This is a genomic window from Rummeliibacillus sp. G93 (assembly GCF_023515935.1).
GTDB classification, from domain to species: domain Bacteria; phylum Bacillota; class Bacilli; order Bacillales_A; family Planococcaceae; genus Rummeliibacillus; species Rummeliibacillus stabekisii.
Map to the genome: position 1 here is coordinate 2,781,337 of NZ_CP097314.1, position 18,635 is coordinate 2,799,971.

At 39.0% G+C, this 18,635-nt stretch carries 17 protein-coding genes and 1 pseudogene; 10 read left to right on the forward strand and 8 right to left on the reverse strand.

Annotation, left to right across the window (positions count from 1 at the left end; translation table 11 throughout):
- Nucleotides 1–29: 29 nt before the first annotated feature.
- Nucleotides 30–605 (forward strand): GNAT family N-acetyltransferase, encoded by a 576-nt coding sequence (locus M2M59_RS13975; protein WP_147197907.1) that lies wholly within the window; start codon nucleotides 30–32, stop codon nucleotides 603–605.
- 41 nt (nucleotides 606–646) lie between these two features.
- Here the strand turns inward: M2M59_RS13975 and M2M59_RS13980 are convergent, their stop codons facing one another.
- The 3 genes from M2M59_RS13980 to M2M59_RS13990 all read right to left on the reverse strand — a co-directional run bounded on the left by M2M59_RS13980 (nucleotide 647) and on the right by M2M59_RS13990 (nucleotide 3,283).
- Complete coding sequence (locus tag M2M59_RS13980) at nucleotides 647–1,072, reverse strand: HIT family protein (protein WP_147197905.1); 426 nt, start codon at nucleotides 1,070–1,072, stop codon at nucleotides 647–649.
- A gap of 135 nt (nucleotides 1,073–1,207) precedes the next feature.
- Nucleotides 1,208–1,867: a class A sortase gene (locus tag M2M59_RS13985; RefSeq protein WP_147197903.1), complete on the reverse strand. Its 660-nt coding sequence runs from the start codon at nucleotides 1,865–1,867 to the stop codon at nucleotides 1,208–1,210.
- 27 nt (nucleotides 1,868–1,894) lie between these two features.
- Nucleotides 1,895–3,283: a protoporphyrinogen oxidase gene (locus M2M59_RS13990; RefSeq protein WP_249774906.1), complete on the reverse strand. Its 1,389-nt coding sequence runs from the start codon at nucleotides 3,281–3,283 to the stop codon at nucleotides 1,895–1,897.
- A 309-nt stretch (nucleotides 3,284–3,592) separates the two neighbouring features.
- On the opposite strand from M2M59_RS13990, the gene M2M59_RS13995 reads away from it, so the two are divergent.
- Nucleotides 3,593–5,629, forward strand: coding sequence for a Na+/H+ antiporter (locus M2M59_RS13995; protein WP_371923790.1), 2,037 nt, complete (start codon nucleotides 3,593–3,595; stop codon nucleotides 5,627–5,629).
- Between the two features lie 58 nt (nucleotides 5,630–5,687).
- On the opposite strand, the gene M2M59_RS14000 is transcribed toward M2M59_RS13995, so the two are convergent.
- The 5 genes and pseudogenes from M2M59_RS14000 to M2M59_RS14015 all read right to left on the reverse strand — a co-directional run bounded on the left by M2M59_RS14000 (nucleotide 5,688) and on the right by M2M59_RS14015 (nucleotide 10,584).
- Complete coding sequence (locus tag M2M59_RS14000; RefSeq protein WP_249774907.1) at nucleotides 5,688–7,664, reverse strand: acyltransferase family protein; 1,977 nt, start codon at nucleotides 7,662–7,664, stop codon at nucleotides 5,688–5,690.
- 222 nt (nucleotides 7,665–7,886) lie between these two features.
- Nucleotides 7,887–7,931 (reverse strand): annotated as a pseudogene (locus M2M59_RS16545) (excalibur calcium-binding domain-containing protein); the annotation flags it as partial.
- Nucleotides 7,932–8,549, reverse strand: coding sequence for a thermonuclease family protein (locus M2M59_RS14005; RefSeq protein ID WP_249774908.1), 618 nt, complete (start codon nucleotides 8,547–8,549; stop codon nucleotides 7,932–7,934).
- Nucleotides 8,550–8,770: 221 nt separating this feature from the next.
- Nucleotides 8,771–9,931: an endonuclease Q family protein gene (locus M2M59_RS14010; RefSeq protein ID WP_249776027.1), complete on the reverse strand. Its 1,161-nt coding sequence runs from the start codon at nucleotides 9,929–9,931 to the stop codon at nucleotides 8,771–8,773.
- A gap of 155 nt (nucleotides 9,932–10,086) precedes the next feature.
- A complete protein-coding gene (locus M2M59_RS14015; protein WP_147197895.1) occupies nucleotides 10,087–10,584 on the reverse strand; it encodes a pyridoxamine 5'-phosphate oxidase family protein in 498 nt (165 codons plus the stop codon).
- 253 nt (nucleotides 10,585–10,837) lie between these two features.
- Here M2M59_RS14015 and M2M59_RS14020 point away from each other — a divergent pair, with 253 nt between their 5' ends.
- The 8 genes from M2M59_RS14020 to opp4C all read left to right on the forward strand — a co-directional run bounded on the left by M2M59_RS14020 (nucleotide 10,838) and on the right by opp4C (nucleotide 18,626).
- Nucleotides 10,838–11,269, forward strand: a complete 432-nt coding sequence (locus M2M59_RS14020; protein WP_249774909.1) for a YugN family protein — start codon at nucleotides 10,838–10,840, stop codon at nucleotides 11,267–11,269.
- Nucleotides 11,270–11,386: 117 nt separating this feature from the next.
- Nucleotides 11,387–11,644, forward strand: coding sequence for a DUF3243 domain-containing protein (locus tag M2M59_RS14025; RefSeq protein WP_066790161.1), 258 nt, complete (start codon nucleotides 11,387–11,389; stop codon nucleotides 11,642–11,644).
- A gap of 117 nt (nucleotides 11,645–11,761) precedes the next feature.
- Nucleotides 11,762–12,265: a DUF2243 domain-containing protein gene (locus M2M59_RS14030; protein WP_249776028.1), complete on the forward strand. Its 504-nt coding sequence runs from the start codon at nucleotides 11,762–11,764 to the stop codon at nucleotides 12,263–12,265.
- On the forward strand, nucleotides 12,252–13,064 hold the full coding sequence (locus M2M59_RS14035) for a cytochrome c oxidase assembly protein (RefSeq protein WP_249774910.1): 813 nt from the start codon (nucleotides 12,252–12,254) through the stop codon (nucleotides 13,062–13,064). Before M2M59_RS14030 ends, M2M59_RS14035 begins: the two co-directional genes overlap by 14 nt.
- 41 nt (nucleotides 13,065–13,105) lie before the next feature.
- Nucleotides 13,106–14,194: an NAD(P)-dependent alcohol dehydrogenase gene (locus M2M59_RS14040; RefSeq protein ID WP_249774911.1), complete on the forward strand. Its 1,089-nt coding sequence runs from the start codon at nucleotides 13,106–13,108 to the stop codon at nucleotides 14,192–14,194.
- A 681-nt stretch (nucleotides 14,195–14,875) separates the two neighbouring features.
- Nucleotides 14,876–16,588: an ABC transporter substrate-binding protein gene (locus M2M59_RS14045; protein WP_150285579.1), complete on the forward strand. Its 1,713-nt coding sequence runs from the start codon at nucleotides 14,876–14,878 to the stop codon at nucleotides 16,586–16,588.
- Nucleotides 16,589–16,738: 150 nt separating this feature from the next.
- A complete protein-coding gene (locus M2M59_RS14050) occupies nucleotides 16,739–17,695 on the forward strand; it encodes an ABC transporter permease (protein WP_066790172.1) in 957 nt (318 codons plus the stop codon).
- 13 nt (nucleotides 17,696–17,708) lie between these two features.
- Nucleotides 17,709–18,626 (forward strand): oligopeptide ABC transporter permease, encoded by a 918-nt coding sequence (opp4C, locus tag M2M59_RS14055; protein ID WP_066790174.1) that lies wholly within the window; start codon nucleotides 17,709–17,711, stop codon nucleotides 18,624–18,626.
- Nucleotides 18,627–18,635 lie beyond the last annotated feature (9 nt).

Below are 18,635 nucleotides of genomic sequence, written 5' to 3' on the forward strand. Positions count from 1 at the left end.
AGATAGACACTAAGATAAGAGGTGGATCCATACAGATGGAAACAATATTCGGTGACTTACCTACGCTCGAAACAGATCGTCTCCTACTTAGAAAAATCGAATTGGAAGATAAAGAAGATATATATGCCTACACTTCAAATGAAGAGGTCTCAAAATACGTGACATGGGACACACATAAGTCACTAGCTGATACGAGTGGATTTATTGAATTTGTGCTCGCCCAATATCGGGTAAAAAAAATTGCGCCATGGGGCATCGAGTATAAAGAAAATGGAAGGCTAATCGGCACTATTGATTTCGTAATGTGGCAGCCAAATTATCATGTTGCTGAGATTGGATATTGCCTGTCTCAGGATTATTGGGGAATGGGCATTGTAACAGAAGCTGCATACGAAGTGATAAAATACGGCTTTACTCACATGGATTTAGTCCGCATTCAAGCAAGATGCATGGCAGAAAATATTGGTTCCGCACGCGTGATGGAGAAAATCGGTATGTCCTTTGAAGGAGTTATGCGAAAATCCATGTATACCAAGGGAATTCAGCGTGATATCAAAATGTACTCTATCTTGGATGACGAATTTTTTTCTTCTCAAAATATATGAATTTGGCCCTGTTCCGTTCACAAATAAAAAGGGATTGGATTTTAATCCAATCCCTTTATTGTGTCTATGAGTTTTCTTTTTGTCTCGGCTAATTTATTTTCTGCTTCAATGTCAGTATCGCCATATTCAGTAAAAAATTCCGCAAAGTTTTGTCCTTTATATAGCGGAACCATGTGCATATGAAAATGTGTGAGTTCATCAAAAGCCCCACCATTTTGGCATACCGTAATTCCCTCTGGATTAAACAACTTATTTATAGCTTTGGACATCATTCCTGATGCCTTCATTAACGATTTTGCCGAATGTTCGTCAAATTCATCAAAGTATTGTATATGTCTTTTCGGCAATATCAGAACATGTCCCTCATTATAAGGTTTGTGGTCTAAAATACAACTAACATAATCATCTTCGAATACTATGTGAACAGCTTCTTCTTTATTTGCTAATTTACATCCAAAACAGTCCATTTAATACCCCTCCCCTTTGTATCTTATTATATACTCGTTTTCTAAATTTTGTAATATTTTAAAAATATATAATAAAAAAAGGGCAGTCAGCATTAGCCAACTGCCCCGCCTTGGGTTTAGAGCAATCATGAAATTCTACGTGTTCAAAAAGTAACTGTTATTTGCTTTATAAGGGAATTGCCTTACATACTCACCTCTGACAATAAGCCTTTGGGTACCATCTGCGTTGCATGTGACAAGTGTGATAAGTCGTTTTTGACCGATATCTTGAATCACATCAACCTGAGTGGGCTGTACATAAGACATATCTTCTATTCGATATTCATATATCTCTTGAAAATCCGTTAGATACACCTTCATGCCCTTCTTAGCTTTAGTCAACGGGCTAAATAGTGTCTTTCCATCATTCATATTGTGGGCAGCGAGGGCATAATTCCCCTCTCCCATTTCTTGCTCTTTTTTCATCGTACCTGCTCCGACTGTCAAATTGGCATTCGAGATGCCATAAACAATAGGTAGCTGAAGCTTTACTTTAGGAATGTGGATGGCGCCGATCGCATGAATATTTTTTTTCTTCGTCCGTGCATCTAAAACATCCCGAAGTGTTACATTCTTCACTTGGGCAAAATCAAACGAAGAATGCCTATCTTCTTTTTCAGTTGGCTTACTGGCTTTTTGTATCGTCTCTTTTGACATCTGGCCAACTAAAAAGGTCATGATCGGTTTTTGAAAGCTTAACGTCATTCCAACAAGAAGCAATAAGGTTCCTGCAACCAATAATATTTTTCTAGTCATAGAAAACCTCTCTTTTTAGAATTTTACTTACTTGTTAAAGTCCAAAATTTTCCGCGCGGTATCTTGGCCATTTTGAATACAATTCCCTATTCCTACACCATAATATGAACAGCCAGCCAAATATACATTCGGATACTCCATTTCCATTTGCTCTGTTAGAGATTGAACGATTTTCGCATGGTCCATACCATAGACAGGCATTAAATCTGTCCATTTAGTTACATTTGATACGACCGGTTTTCCTTCAATTTTAAGTGATTTTCTTATGTCTTTAAGTGCAACGTCAACCAATTGGGCATCATTCAATCCCTTTAATTGTTCAAATGCGGGGTTTGAGCTTTTATAAAACATACGAATTAACAGATTCCCTGACTCTGAGGTATGTTTCCATTTTCGACTAGTCCATGTGCAAGCATTACATAATACATCGGTGTTTTCAGACACAATATAGCCTGTGCCGTCTGCAGGCAATTGATCGTCTGGAATGTCAAAGCCTACATATACAGCAATAATGGAGGCATTGCGGATTGAATTCAGTTCTGTTTGAATCTTTTCGTCGCGCAGTAATGTGCTCGCAGACTGATGCGGTGTAGATAACACTATCGTATCTGCTTCTATGCTATCGCCATTATCGAATTCACATAAATAGCGGTCTCCACTCTTCAAAATTGCCTTTGTCTCTAATCCCTTGACGATTTCAACATCTGTTAGGGTTTCTTCTAGCTTTTCAATAAGCTGTGATAGCCCTCGTTTAAAGGAGATAAATTTTTTCTCGGCGCTTTTTTGGAACTGCTCTCGGTTCTCTCCAAAACCTTTGATAATGCTGCCGTACTGATTTTTGTAATCCAGCAAATAAGGAAGTGTTGAAGCCATGGTCAATTTATATAAATCACCTGAATAAACCCCTGACAGTACAGGTGCAATCTGCTTTTCTACAAGCTCTTTCCCTAAATAATATTCAAGGAACTCGCCGATCGAGCTATCCTTTGTAAATGGGTTTTCCGCTAAATCAAAATCATTTAATGCATCTTGTTTACCCTTTTCAGAAATGAGGGTACTACTATTAAGTGAATCTATACTTGTCGGAATGCCAAATACACTATCTGCTGGTATGGCATGCAGCTTGTTATGGCTATAAATATAAGAAATACCTGTGCTGTTATAGACAAGTTCACTCTCTAAGCCTATATCTTGTACAAGTGGCAACACACTCTTATGGCGAGCAACGATTGAGTCAGCTCCTGTCTCCATAATGAATCCTTGCTCGCGTACAGAATGCATTTTTCCGCCGAGATGGTTATTCTTTTCTACGAGAATGAGGCGGAGAGGCAAATTTTTTTCTACTTTCTGTTTTTGGAGTTCATGCATGGTACAAAGACCCGTGATGCCTCCACCGATTACAACAACTGTCTGCAAGCTGTCCATCTCCTTTTAGTTTGCTTGTTTCCTGCTAGGTGTTATCACCTTTATCCATGCTTTAGTATAATCTTTCGTAAAACTTGCTGCCATGATTTTGGTCACAGTTTAATTTTAAATGATGGAGTTATTAGTGAATGTGTCAAAAAAAAAAATAGTCAATTCGAAGGGTTATTAGTTGTAGAACTCTTTTATACATTTTATTCTTTTAATATACACCCCCGCTTTTCCACTTTAAATCAGTAACAGTACTTAGGGGCTTTCATATAATTTTTGCAAAATTAATACAGTTTTCTTCCAACTGAGAGGATGATATTTTTGGATTTACTGATGATTATTTTCGTCTTAATGGGCTGCTTACTTATCTCTAACATTATTAGCCACTACATACCCTCAATTCCTACAGCGCTCATACAAGTCGCTTTAGGTGTCATTGTAGCCCTTCTATTTAGCAATGTAACCTTAGAATTGAAGACAGAATGGTTTTTATTGTTATTCGTAGCTCCCCTACTTTACAATGATGGCCGTAATTTTCCAAGGGACCAGCTTTGGAATATGCGAATGCCTATCTTGGGCAATGCCATCGTCCTTGTACTAATCACCACAATAGCCGGCGGTTACTTTATCCATTGGTTAATACCATCTATACCGCTTGCAGCCGCTTTTGCGCTTGCTGCTATTCTTTCGCCTACAGATCCTGTTGCTGTCAATGGGATTGCTAAAAGAATACAAATTCCAGAGAAAATTTTAAATGTAGTACGAGGCGAATCATTGATTAATGATGCTTCTGGCCTTGTTGCCTTCAACTATGCAGTAGCAGCTGTTGTTACTGGCTACTTCTCCATTAAAGAAGCGCTAATTGACTTCTCATACACTTTTTTAGTGGGCGCATTAATCGGTTTGGTTGTTGGCATCATTCTAACCCAAATCCGCTTTTCATTAAGACGTGCAGGGATTCGAGACGTTGTGTTCCATACGTTGCTCCAGCTGTTAACACCATTCCTTGTTTACCTGGCGGCAGAAGATTTGTTCCATGCTTCCGGTGTTATTGCCGTAGTTGTAGCAGGTATTACGCAAGCCCTCGTTAAAGATAAAACAGAAACAGTACTAGCAGAGGAGCAATTGCTTACTGAAAATACGTGGTCAATCGTGCTATTTATTTTAAATGGAATTGTCTTTTTACTGTTAGGATTAAACATTCCCTCCACAGTTGAAGCCTCCATTGAAAATGAGAGCATTAATAACTGGAAGCTAATAGGGTATGCCGTGGCAATAGGTACCGCTATATTAGTGATCCGTTTCATTTGGTCACACATAGGTGCTATCTATGAATACAAAAAAGGTAGAGATGAAGAAAAACCAACCTTAAAAACAAGCTTACTAAGCAGCCTGACAGGCGTGCGTGGTGCTGTCACAATGGCCGGTATCTTATCACTGCCGTTCTTTACAAAAAATGGGGAGCTCTTCCCTGAACGTTCGCTCCTTTTATTTCTAGCTTCCGCCGTCATTTTGTTTACACTGCTTGTGGCTACCGTTTTCCTTCCACTCCTCATTGATACCGAGGAAACAAAGGAAGAAAAAGCTGACTCATTAAGCTTCAATGAAGCCAAGCAGAAAATCTTGATGGCATCTATTAAACAGATCCATCGTGAGATAAACGATAAAAATCGGACAGCAGCTTATCAATTAATTGGCGAATATCAGCAACTCTTCCGCCAGGCTCAGCTGGACGGCAATGCTGCTAAAACTGGAAATCCTGGATATCAGAGCGAAATTATGAAAATCCGCTTAAAAGCTTTATCTATCGAAGAGCAATACATTCAGGAGCTGCATAAAGGCAACCACCTGGATGAGGATATGTATATCGGATTCCAAACTGCTTTTATAGAGCGAAAAAGAGCCATCCATCAAAACATGCGGAAAGGCGTCTTATATATTCTTTATCGCGTTGTTCACGAATGGCGTATTACTCGTAAAAAGTATCGGTTAGACAAAGAGCAGTTCATTTCTTATATCAAGATGAGACAAGATGTGCGAAGAAACACGTACCAACAAGCGCTAATCTATCTGAAAGAACAAGCAGCAATTTCAAATGAACCAGACCTCTACTATATCGTTTCATTTGAATACGAAAGAGCCCTTAACCAGCTGAAAAAGCCAGTTACAATGGATACGAATAAACAAGAGGAAATCAAAGATGAACTCCGATCTGTAATTACTGAAACAGAAAGAGCCGAGGTTCATCATATGTATGAAATGGGCGAAATCAATCGGGAACAAGAACGAGAATTACGCAGATTTATCAATTACATCGAAAGTGTTAATCTGTATGAACAGGTAGAATAAGTGATTATAAAAAGACACGCGAGAGTAAATACTCTTGCGTGTCTTTTTTGCATATCGTTTATTCATGTTTCGCAATTTCACTGCTAATGAGCGCTGTATAATATTTCGCACCCTCAGCATTTGGATGGATATGGTCATTATAAAATAGCTGTTCTTCATCTTCTGTCGCTTCATACCAATTAATCAGCCGGACATTGTCTCTTTTTTTAATAGCCTCATTCAATTTGCGATTCACATTATCCTGCCAATTTCGCGTAACGCGCGTGTTGATAAGATAAATATGCCTAGTCTTTCCAATGGTGTTTAGTAATTCTTCTAGCTGTGGTCCGCTAAAGTCGCCATTAGAACCAAGTCCGACAACAACTACTTTGCCAAGCTTTCCTTGGCTTTTCAATGATGTGACGACATCGTACGTATCATACATTTGTCGCCCTACTTTTGCATCGACGACAATTTGCGGAATTTGTGCCTTTAATGCAGAGGCAGCACTTAGCATAACTGAATCTCCAATAGCTGTGACGCTAAGTGAAGAGGGAACAGTGCCTGGAACAATCTTTTTCTTTTTCTTTTTTTCATTTGCTTTTTTTTCAGCCTGTTCTTTCTTTTTCGCTAGTTGTGCTTCTTTTTCTTTTTGTGCCAACTTCGCTTCTTCTCTTGTACTGTTATCTTTGGAATTCTCTTTTTGTGAAGTAACTTCCTTTTTAGCAGCATCTTGCTTCTCTTTCTTCGGCTCTGTTGTATCGGAAGAGTTCTCTAATTTTTTCTCTTCATTCAGCAGATGCTGCTCTAGCGCCCTGCTGCTTGCTTGAGTATCAGTCGGCGTAGAAATCATGCCCATCATAAAAATGATGACTATACATCCAAGCATCGCTGATCCAATGCGGTAAGGTAATGTCCAATCTTTCCACTTCCATGACCATTCATGTGTTTTAAATTTGGATACCCAAACCTTCCATTCGCCCTTTCGAATGGGATCCTCCACAAAACGCCATGAAAGCTCTGCAAATAAAACTGTCATTAAAATAATGATTAGCGTCTTCCAGAATGGTATAGGCACACCTTCAAGACCTGCTCCCATCAAGACAATAAACGGAAAATGCCAAATATATATCCCGTAAGAGCGAACACCAACCCATAATAACGGGCGAAAGCTTAAGATTTCACCCATCCAACTCGCCGGATGGACGATGACAGCAATCAGCACTGCTGTCGCAAGAGATGCTAACAACATCCCGCCTTCGTAAAGAAACGGACCTTCTTCATGCATAAAAATAATCATGAGTAACAGTACTAACGCACTGATGATCCCTGCTCCATTTAATAATTTTTTGGCTTCATCTGTAATATTGGCTTTTAATTTACGACTTGGCCATACGAATGCCAGCGCCGCACCAATGAGAAGCGAGAAGGCTCTTGTATCTGTGCCATAATAAACACGGCTCGGGTCCTCGCCCGGCGTGTACATCCAAAACATAGCTATAGCAGAGATGAATGCGAGGGAGCAGATACCAATCGCTACCTTCCCGCTCATCTTTACAAATCGGAGAACTACTAACATCACCAACGGCCAAATAATATAGAATTGCTCTTCAACAGCGAGTGACCACATATGCTGCAATGGAGATGGTGGAGCAAACTTTGTGAAGTACGAATGATGTTGTGCAACGTAAAACCAATTGCTGACATAAAAGACAGCAGATAATATTTCTTCACGCAATCCTATTAAAAATGATCGTTGAAATAACGTAATCCAAAAACCAACCAATAGCAGCATGGCAAATAAAGCGGGAATTAGCCTTCTAAAACGCCTGATAAAGAATTTCTTGAAGTCAATTCTCCCCGTCGTATTCCACTCATTGATCAGCAAATCTGTGATTAAATAGCCTGACAGCACAAAGAATATCGTTACTCCCAGATAGCCGCCGGCAATTCCTCCAACATGAAGATGATAAAGAATCACCGAAAGAACAGCGATTGCCCTTAGACCATCTAATCCGCCTATGTATCTATGATTTTTTTGAATCGGCTTTGGCATATATTTCACCACTTTCCACTTATCTTCCCATCTTATATATGACGATTCAAACGACAGTTTGTTTTTAAATTTTGCTAAAAAGCGACAAAAAATTTTATTTCATCCTATTATATCCTATCGCAAAGTTCGTCTTATAACAAAAAATTACATAAATCGGTAAATAAGTTCCTCTTAAATTAGCAGAAAAGCCGACATCTAGGTACATGTCGGCTCTAAATTTTTTTATCTTTCACATGCCCATCCATCATGGTCTCGGTCCATCTTTGACTAGTACGCAGGATGAGATTTAGAAACACCATGGGGATAGTACTTGCGTAATTCGGTGCAATTTTTAAAATTTGTTTTTTTGGTAGTAGCAGGCTTTTTCTTTTTAGCTGATGAAGTCTTGGCTACAGACGGTTCCTTCTTACCACTCCATAGACCCTTTTTCTTTTTCTTTACAATCGCTTGAAGATGCACAAGTTTTGATTCGTATGAATAAGTGCCATAATCATAGAATTTCTTTACATAGCCTTTTTTCACCAATAACTCTTGCAATAGCTGGCCGTCCACCCATACCCATACAAGTGTGCGTCCGTATTTATCTTTTCTTGCCCCATCATATTGCAATTGAATTTTTTTAGCTTTTTTAAGTTTCGTACATGTGTATTGTGATGCTGTTTTTCCATAAGGCTCAATTTTTTTCGTTGATTCTGGGGTATCCACATAAAGGAATCGTGAATAGCCTGCTTTCTTAAAGTGTGCTGTATCGCCATCTACACATTTCGTCAGAGAATCTGTAAATTTCGCTGATGCCTTAGCATTTACATCAGCAGGGATAGTAAGCCCCATTATGATAAAAGCTACGACCATCCAAACAATTAAAGCTACTGATACTTTTTTCAATATGCCCACCTCTAAAAATTTATAAAGAAAGGTAATTTCTTTATAAATTAAGGTACCATATTCTTATGGAAAATAGTATAAATTTTTGAAACACACCATTATATTTATCACTTTTCCTACATTTACTGTTTTTAGCTTGGTGATGCTTTTCAAGAGGCAGCGTAAACTAGCCTGTTATAAATAGCAGAGATACTTAGTCTTAGCTTGCTGCTTCCCTCTACTTATGTGGTTTTCACTTTACCATAGGCACCGCCACCGCCCATTACCAATGAAAGCTCTCCCTTCCTTCCTTTATCGATTAAGTCTGCAATCTTTTCGGGCACTACCGTTTCTAACTCTTCTCTTGAAATGACGTGAAGAATATTCATTTCTGTCCCAAATGTTGCTAGAAGCTTTTCCATTGTTTTTTTGCCTACTCCCGGAATAAAATCTAATGGAATTTGATGGATATATGGAGGGCGTTCTCTACTTGATTCGTCCTGTGTGGATAGTTCTTTAATGCGCACAGAAACACCTTTCGTCAGATGTTTTCCGCCACAATTTGGGCATGGAATCTCTGTTGTTCTAAACCCACAGTCTGCACAGGCGGTTTCGTGATATTTCCCTAAAAGTGGATTCAGCCCATAGTTTTCCACAATAGCTCGTCCATCCTCCTCTTTTAATGCTTTTTTCAGCTCATCAAAAGTGGGCTCTTCTAATCGGATTTTTTGATATTCTCTGGCCATTTTACCTAATGAATGTGCGTCAGAATTTGTAACGTATGTGTATTTCTCTAACTCTTGAATACCTTTGACCATGTCTGTATCTGAGCTCAGTCCAAGTTCAATACCATCGATTTGGTCCATATCAAATACTTCCGCAAGGCTTTTTTCAACACCCTTTCCGTAAGCGCTCTTAAAAGGTGTAAAAACATGTGCAGGTATAAATAAACCTCCAAGCTCATGTACTTTATGCTGTAAAGTCAATGCGTCACAGGCTATTCTTTGGGTGCTCAAATTAATATTCGTGATATGGTTGCTCATCCAATTTGAAAAGGTACGAATCGTTTCCATGGATCGGAAGTAAGCTAAGACATGTAGCGGTCCCTTACAATTTGCATCATTGACCTCTATCTCAACACCTGGGATTAATGTAGTGCTTTCAAAGCGAAGCCCGCCACCCTCTAATGCTATCAATTGATTTGCCTCTACTAATGCAGCCATTTCTTCCAATACTTCGGGCGAATGGCAATCAATTATTCCAACGATGTCCAATCCTTTTTTCATGGTTGCTGTTTTTAATATATTTTCCAAAGTCAGCGTTTTGCTTCCTGTAATCTTTACTGGTCGCCCCTTCCAGGTACGTCCAATATGAATATGTAAATCTGCATAATAATCATGCAACAAGTGATATCACTCCTTAGATGTTCTAATTTATATTCCCAAATTAACAATATTTTAAACGTACACATTAGTCTGTCCTGAGAAAGCGCAAATATGTCTAGAAAAGAATCTTGCCCATATAAAAAAACAGCTGCAGGCTATGCAGCTGTTCCAATTTAATGAATTAGCCCTTCATTTAGCTTTCCTGTTAATCGGTCAATGTCTACTTCAAATAATTCAATCTTGGGTAGGATGGGATAGCCTTTTCTTTCAAACGTCCATGAAGGATCACCGTATTTTTCAAGCAATCGATCAAAAAATAGTTCCTTCTCTTTTTCATCTTCAATTCGTCTGATGGTGCCGAAAACGACAACGCTTGTATAAACGAGTGCAGATTGGCAAGCATATTTTTTCCCAGGATGCAAATCACCCATTTGGCTTACCTCAATACATACTTTCGGATTTTCTTTGATGTTTTCCCAAAAGTGGCTTTCTCTTATATTGCCGATATGTAGATATACTTTTTCATTCTCATAAAGATACACAAGCGGGATAACATAAGGAAATCCATCACTATCTACTGTTGCCACATGTGCTACTTTTGCCATCTTCAAAAAATGCTTTGCATCCTCTTGTGAAATCTCCACACGTTTATTTTGGATTGCGCCGCGCATATGAACACCCCTTTTTTCTTACTATTCTAACATATATATAAAATACATCATATATAACCTCCAAAATATTTACATATCCAAAAGAATGATTGGAAGCATTTTGGTTAACAATATGAAGTAAAGTGACACTCACTCGATGGTTTTCCATTTAAGTGGGAGTGTATCATCGGGCTTTTACAGGTAATTGTCCAGTCTTTAGATGATGAATGCCAATAACCTGTTATGTCAGATAAATTCTAATGAGGTGAACAGTATGATCCAATTTGATTCACAGATTGAAGGTAAAAAATCGTATTTTGGTGTCATTCGCGATGTATTTGAGTCTCATGGCTGTAGTTTTTGCTCAAACTTTGAATATCATGAAGGAAAATTCGATTCTATCCTCCACCGTGATGGCGGTGAGACCATTTATCTCCGTATGCCTTTTTGGACACTGGACGGAGATTTGGACCATCACGCTACCTATATTCAGTTTGGCAAACCTTTTGTCATCAAGCATGTGGTCAACTTAGGTCTAGATTATGATGAACATTCGCTGGTGACCGCTACAACTGGCCTAAGTCAATTCCAAGAACCAATTGACAAAGACGGTAAAATTGTGGACAAAAGCCGTTGGGTAATTGCTGGTGAAGAGAAAATTAATAAAATGCTTCGATCATTGGGTGGCGACCATATAGTACAATAAAAAGACGAAAGCACTTCTCTTAGAGGAGTGTCTTCTTTTTTACAAAAAAAATTACAACACTATACATAGCCAAATGAATTCTACACATACTGAACCTATCAAAAGGAGGGAATTCAAATGGCTCTATTAGAAAACTGGCAACAATGGACATCATTCTTAGGACAACATGTCAACCAAGCAGAACAATCAGGTATGCCAAACAATGCGATTAAACAAGCAGCGATGCAAATCGGTGATTATCTCGCAAACAATGTTGACCCGAAGAATGAACAACAACGCGTGCTTTCCGATATGTGGGGCGTTGCAAATGAAAACGAAAAAGAAGCACTAGCTAGCTGTGTTGTTAAGTTAGTCCAAAACAAGAACTTACAATAACATCAAAACCCCGAATAGCGCTGCTGTTTGGGGTTTTTGTTTCCTTACAAATAATTGTTTAAAAGGTGGCAGATGAAGGAAAAACTACTGTATGAAAACGTTTTGAAGGAGAAGAATATGGCCGTTATGAATAATAAACAACAGACAAATCAATCTCATTACTCGAAACGAAACGTATGGTCTGGTTTTCTTTTTGGAGTAGGTATTGCCGCATTTATAGATGAAGTTGTTTTCCATTTAATACTTCAGTGGCACCATTTTTATGACAAATCAACACTTCATATCGGGTTGTTATCTGATGGTATTTTCCATGCATTCGGCTGGTTTGCGACCATTGGCGGTTCGTTCCTTTTAGCCGATGTCAATCGCCGCCATGCCTTTGCTCCAGTAAGGTGGTGGGGAGGCGTGCTGATTGGTCTAGGAGGATTTCAGCTTTATGACGGCACCGTCCATCACAAAGTCATGCAGCTTCACCAAATTCGATATGTCGATAACCTCATCATCTATGATTTAGTATGGAATATTTTAGCTATCATTATGTTACTTATAGGGCTGTTCCTTGTGTTTAAGACGCGTAGCAGACTTCAGCCTGTTGGGAGTGTGACTGATGAACAGCCATAGCAATATGCATTCTACAGTCCACTCTTTATCTGGAGGAATGCCTCAATTCTTTTTGGGGCTTTTCTTTATATTGGCTTTGGTCTTCTATATCCTTGCGGTCGTTCTTTCGAATAAGCGATATCAACCATGGCCGGTAAAGCGCACTATACTGTGGCTTTTTGGTGTTTTGTTTGCAGCAGCCTCATTATTAGGACCAATAGCAGGGCGTGCTCACACAAATTTCACCGCACATATGGTTGGTCACCTGCTTTTAGGAATGCTTGCCCCACTGCTAATGGCGCTTGCTTCACCTATGGCCCTTTTGTTACGTACATTACCTGTCGCCAAAGCACGAAACCTAACTCGGCTGCTGAAAAGCTGGCCAAGCAGAATGTATACAAACCCAGTCATTGCGTCCCTTTTAAATATAGGTGGACTTTGGCTTTTATACACCACTCCCTTATATTCACTTATGCATGAAAGCATGTGGATCTATGTTCTAATTCACCTCCACATCTTTGTGGCTGGTTATTTGTTTACTGTATCAATGATTTATATTGACCCTGTTTCCCATCGTACGCCCTTTCTATACCGCGCCATTGTATTAACCATTGCCTTAGCGGGCCACGGTATTTTATCTAAATACATTTACGCTCATCCGCCCGTTGGAGTACCGCAGTACCAGGCAGAGCTGGGCAGTATAATTATGTATTATGGTGGAGACGTCATTGATTGTGCCATTATTTTTATGCTTTGTTTGCAATGGTATAGATCTACACGGCCACGGGCTACTGTATCAGCAAATAGTACAGCAAATTAAATTAGATTAAATTAAAAAACTACTTTAGGAGCATATTTAATATGAAAATTAAAGCAGCAGTTACACATGGGCAAGGCCAAGAATTTACTCTCGAAGAGGTAGACTTAGCAGCTCCCAAAGCAAATGAAGTATTAGTCAAAATTGTCGCTACAGGTGTATGTCATACTGATGCGGTTGCGCGTGATGCAGCTATCGCTCCCCTTCCCGCGGTGCTCGGTCATGAAGGCGCCGGCATCATAGAAGATGTAGGTGAAGGCGTTACCCGTTTTGCCAAGGGTGATCATGTAGTATTATCCTTCGCTCATTGTGGCCATTGCGACAATTGCTTAACTGGACACCCTGCTGTTTGTGAAACGTTTAATGATTTGAATTTTGGTGGTGTCAATGACGATTATACGCATCGTTTATCCCAAGACGGCGAGCAATTATCAACATTCTTCGGCCAATCTTCCTTTGGCACTTTTGCCGTTGTACATGAGCGCAATGTAGTGAAAGTAGATCCAGATGTAGATTTAGCCTTATTAGGTCCATTAGGGTGTGGAATTCAAACAGGAGCTGGCACGGTTTTAAATAAACTTAAACCAGAATTCGGCTCTACGATTGCAATTTATGGCGCTGGCGCTGTTGGATTGAGTGCTGTGATGGCGGCCAAGATAGTTGGATGTAAGATGATTATTGTGGTCGATGTTAATGACTCTCGCTTAGAGCTAGCAAAAGAGCTAGGTGCAACGCATGCCTTTAATGGATTAAAGACTAATGTGGTAGAAGAGATCAAAAAATTAACAAAAGGCGGCAATAAATATGCAATTGATACAACTGGGGTTCCGCCAGTAGTCCGTCAATGTTTGCAGGCATTACGTCCACTTGGTGTGGCTGCAATTGTTGGTGTAACACCTGAAATGACGATTGATGTCCATAATGATCTAATGGCAGAAGGAAAAACAATAGTAGGAGTCATTGAAGGGGATGCCGTGCCGAATGTCTTTATCCCACAATTAGTGGAGTATTACAAAGCCGGCCTATTTCCTTTTGATAAATTAGTGAAATTCTATGACTTTGACCAAATCAATGAAGCATTTGAAGCCTCCAAAAAGGGTGAGGCGATTAAACCAATCTTACGCGTTCAATAAAACATAACCAGCCCCTTTTAAAAATATTTTTTAATAAATTTTTGATATTAAAGTGGAATAGTTGCCATCCTTTTTACTTACCAAAAAGAGGAGCCCATTCCACTTTATTTTTTATTTCTTCTGTTTTGAGATCAATAATTGGAGCATATGAAAGAAACTATACATACACTGAATGAAGTCAACAAGATGGGGAGTTAGATTCATATTTTTAACATAAATGATGAGGGAATTTTAACAAGCAAACCACTGTTTCAAGCTATCAGTTAATTTAGAAAGGTTATTGACATTAAAATCGAATAGATATATATTATTTCTGAAAACGGTATAAATCTTACCTAATGAAACGTAAATTTGGAAATACTACTATCATAATTTAGAAATAATACATTCTATTAAGCAGTAAAAAAGCTTTTTGCTCTAGGGTATGAGCTAATGCTGCTACATTATATTTTTGGATTTTCATACTGGTAGAATCCTTATATTGCCGTTTATACATATCTAGAAGGAGGCTAATTGTAATAAGCTTATTTTTTTAGTTTAAAACCCTACTATATTTATCGGTATTATAAGATAAAAAATATGTAAGTAAAGGGAATCTGAAACAATTCTTTATCATATCCATGTAAGAACGATTTTCAAACGTTATTTAGTTTTTAGAAAACATTCCAAGGAGGATTCAAATTGAGAAAAAAATTTACAAAATTAATTATTCCTTTTGCTGCTGCTTCTTTGTTATTAGCAGCATGCGGTGAACAGGCGACAAATAATTCAAACAATACAAGTTCAGGTCAATCTTCGAAGGTTGCCTCTATCAAGGATGAATCGCTGAAAGCAGCAAGCCCAGATAGCGTTCCGGCAAAAGCGTTAAATCGCAAGGATACGTTTATTGCTACTCTCTCGACTAATCCAGGCGGTGCTTTTTTACCGAACTTCTATAAAACCGGATATGACGGCAATGTATCTTCACCTATTTTTGACGGCTTAGTTGATATCAATGAGAAAGGCGAATACACACCAAAGCTTGCTGAAAAATGGGAAATCTCGAAGGATGGAAAAACGTATACTTTCCATATTCGAAAAAATGCGAAATTTAGTGATGGTAAGCCTGTAACCTCCGAGGATGTCGCATTTACATTGTCCATACTACATGACCCATCATACGCAGGTGACACAGATATTAGCCGTGCCCATATCATAGGCGGCGAAGACTATAAAAAAGGCAAAGCAAAAACAATCAAAGGTATCGAAATCGTTGATGACCAAACAATTACTATTAAAACAGACTCTGTTGATGTGCAAGCACTAAGTATCTTGGGAGGTCCTGTCCTTTCAAAAGCTTATTATGGTAAAGGTTATCACTTTGGCAACCTCGATTATTTAAAAGATCTTTATCAAAAGCCAATGGGAGCTGGTCCATACAAATTCGACAAGTATATTCCAAATCAAGAAGTACGCTATGTAGCAAATGAAAATTATTGGAATGGCGCACCGAAGATTAAGCATTTCATCTATAAAATCGCCAATGAAAATGGCCTACAGTATTTCCAAGCTGGGGATGTAGACTTTGCTGGTTTCACAGCAAATGCGGATAACCTAGAACAATTGAAATCAGTTGGATTTGCAAACATCGATATCTATACTGGCACACCAATTAGCTTTATCTCTATTAACAATAAAAAAGAGTATATGAAGGATGCCAAAGTACGCCAAGCACTAAACTATGGGCTGAATCGCCAACAAATCATTGATACTGTTTACCAAGGATATGGCGAAGTAGCGAATATTCCAATCGCGCCCGTGTCATGGGCATACAACGATGAAGGTGTCAGAAAGTTTAACTATGACCCTAAAAAAGCAAAAGAATTATTGGATGAAGCAGGATGGAAAGTTGGCAAAAACGGCATTCGTGAAAAAGATGGCAAAAAGCTAGAACTTGTTTATCTAAGCGCTAAATCTGATGATGGCTTAATCCCGATTGCCAAAGAGAATTATAAGGAAATTGGCATCAATCTTAAACCAGAGTTCTCCGACTTTAATGCATTAGTTTCAAAAGTAGACAAAGGAAACTATGACTTGGCTTCCTTCTCTACTCCAATGATTATGGATCCAAATGACGTGGTAGCAGATTACCATTCTAAAAATGCAGATAAGAATAACGGGTACAAAAATCCGGCTCTCGATAAGCTGATTGAAGAAGGTCAAAATACACTAGACCAAGAAAAGAGAAAAGAAATTTATCACGAATTATATAAAGAATTTGCTGATAACCCACCAATCATTCTATTAAACTATCGCAAGATTTTAAATGGTGTTAGCTCCCGAATCGACGGAGTCAAACAAGATCCTTACAATGGTATCCTTTCAAGTTTAACTGAGGTTGACATTACAAAGTAAGTGCGATCCTCAATCGGTATGTCGCATTGTGCAAAGAAAATTATTAGCCTGTGACAGACGTTGGTCATTTAGCTAACCGCGATCACAGTGAAATTCATTTAAAAGCGGATGGAGTGTATGCTCCTCCTCTTTTCTGATGGGGGTTTTACGTTGAAAGAATATATTATCCGACGGGTACTTATTTCGATTCCCATATTGATTGGAACATCGTTTCTAATCTTTTATTTATTCGCATTGCTTCCAGGAGATTATGTGGACTCAAATCCTTCTCTTACTCCTCAACGCGCTGCCGAACTAAGGGAATTTTATGGTTTTAATGAGCCTGTCATCAAACGATATTTTAATTGGATTGCTGGGATATTCCACGGCGACCTAGGATTTTCATTCCAATACCAACAACCGGTGACAAAGGTAATCAATCAATTCATCTGGAATTCATTTATCGTTTCTATCATCTCTTTGGTCATCACATGGATTATTGCATTAATAACTGGCGTGTATTCTGCGATGAAACAATATTCTATATTTGATAGCTTCGTTACATTCTTTGTTTTTGCCGCTATGTCTATCCCCTCCTTCTTTATTGGTTTATTGCTGATTAAGATCTTTGCGATTGATATGAATCTATTGCCTGTAGGCGGGATGATTGACGTCGGGAGCAATACTACTGGATTAGCCCATTATGTGGAAATAGGACGGCATATGATTCTTCCCGTATTTATATTGGTATTACTTGGTACAGGAAGTCTGACTCGATATGTACGAACTAGCATGCTGGAGGTTGTACGTCAGGATTATATTCGTACAGCACGCGCTAAAGGGCTAAAAGAAAGCAAAATTATTTTTAAACATGCATTAAAAAATGCCCTACTGCCATGTATCACTTTATTGGCATTTGAGTTGCCTGCACTATTCTCAGGGGCAATCATCATTGAACAGGTATTTAACTGGCCTGGCATTGGCCAAGTACAGCTAGAGTCATTAAATAATCGCGACTATCCGGTTCTAATGACATTCACAATGTTTTTAAGTTTCTTAACGATACTGGGAAATCTATTCGCAGATGTTGCATATGCTGCGGTCGACCCTAGAATTCGTTTGAAATAATGGAGGTGAAAAAATGAATTCAGCGACAGTCAAACATGCAAACCATGGACAATCAACAAAACGGCCTTCTCTTTGGAAGGATACTTGGAAAAAAATCCGCAAAAAAAAGCTGGCCATGGGGAGTCTCTATTTCTTGGTTTTCATTTTTTTATTTTGTTTTATCGGACCTTTCCTTTCTCCGTATGCAGGCCAATCCGTAAATAGTGCCATCATAAACCAACCACCCTCTTCTCTTCATTGGATGGGGACAGATAAGTTCGGACGTGACGTATTGACTCGGCTCATGCTTGCTGGACGCATATCTTTAACAGTAGGTTTAGCCTCTATGGTCATATCCATTATTTTAGGATCAGCTTTAGGCGCCATATCCGGTTATTATCGCGGATGGCCTGACACGATTATTATGCGGCTAGCGGATGTATTGATGTCCATTCCCGGTTTGCCATTGCTGCTACTAATGGGTGCTTTACTATCAGAACTGAAAGTAGAACCAGAATATCGTATTTACCTTGTTATGCTGATGCTTAGCTTTGTTGGCTGGCCTGGTTTAGCAAGGCTTGTACGAGGAGAGATTTTAACATTTCGAGAGCAAGCCTTTATGAAAGCGACAGAAGTATTGGGATTAAAGGATCGACGAAAAATTTTCTCTCACTTGCTTCCAAACACTGTTCCCTTACTTATCGTAGTGGCCACTTTGAATGTGGCCGGAGCGATTCTAAGTGAGTCGGCATTAAGTTTCCTAGGCTTAGGTGTTGTTCCACCTGCCGCTTCTTGGGGAAATATGATTGATTCTGCTAACTCATTAATAGACTTCCAACAGCGACCATGGCTATGGGTCCCGCCTGGTTTTGCGATATTCTTGACTGTTATCTCCATCAACCTGCTAGGCGATGGTCTTCGCGATGTATTGGATCCAAAAATGAAGCAATAAGGAGGGTTG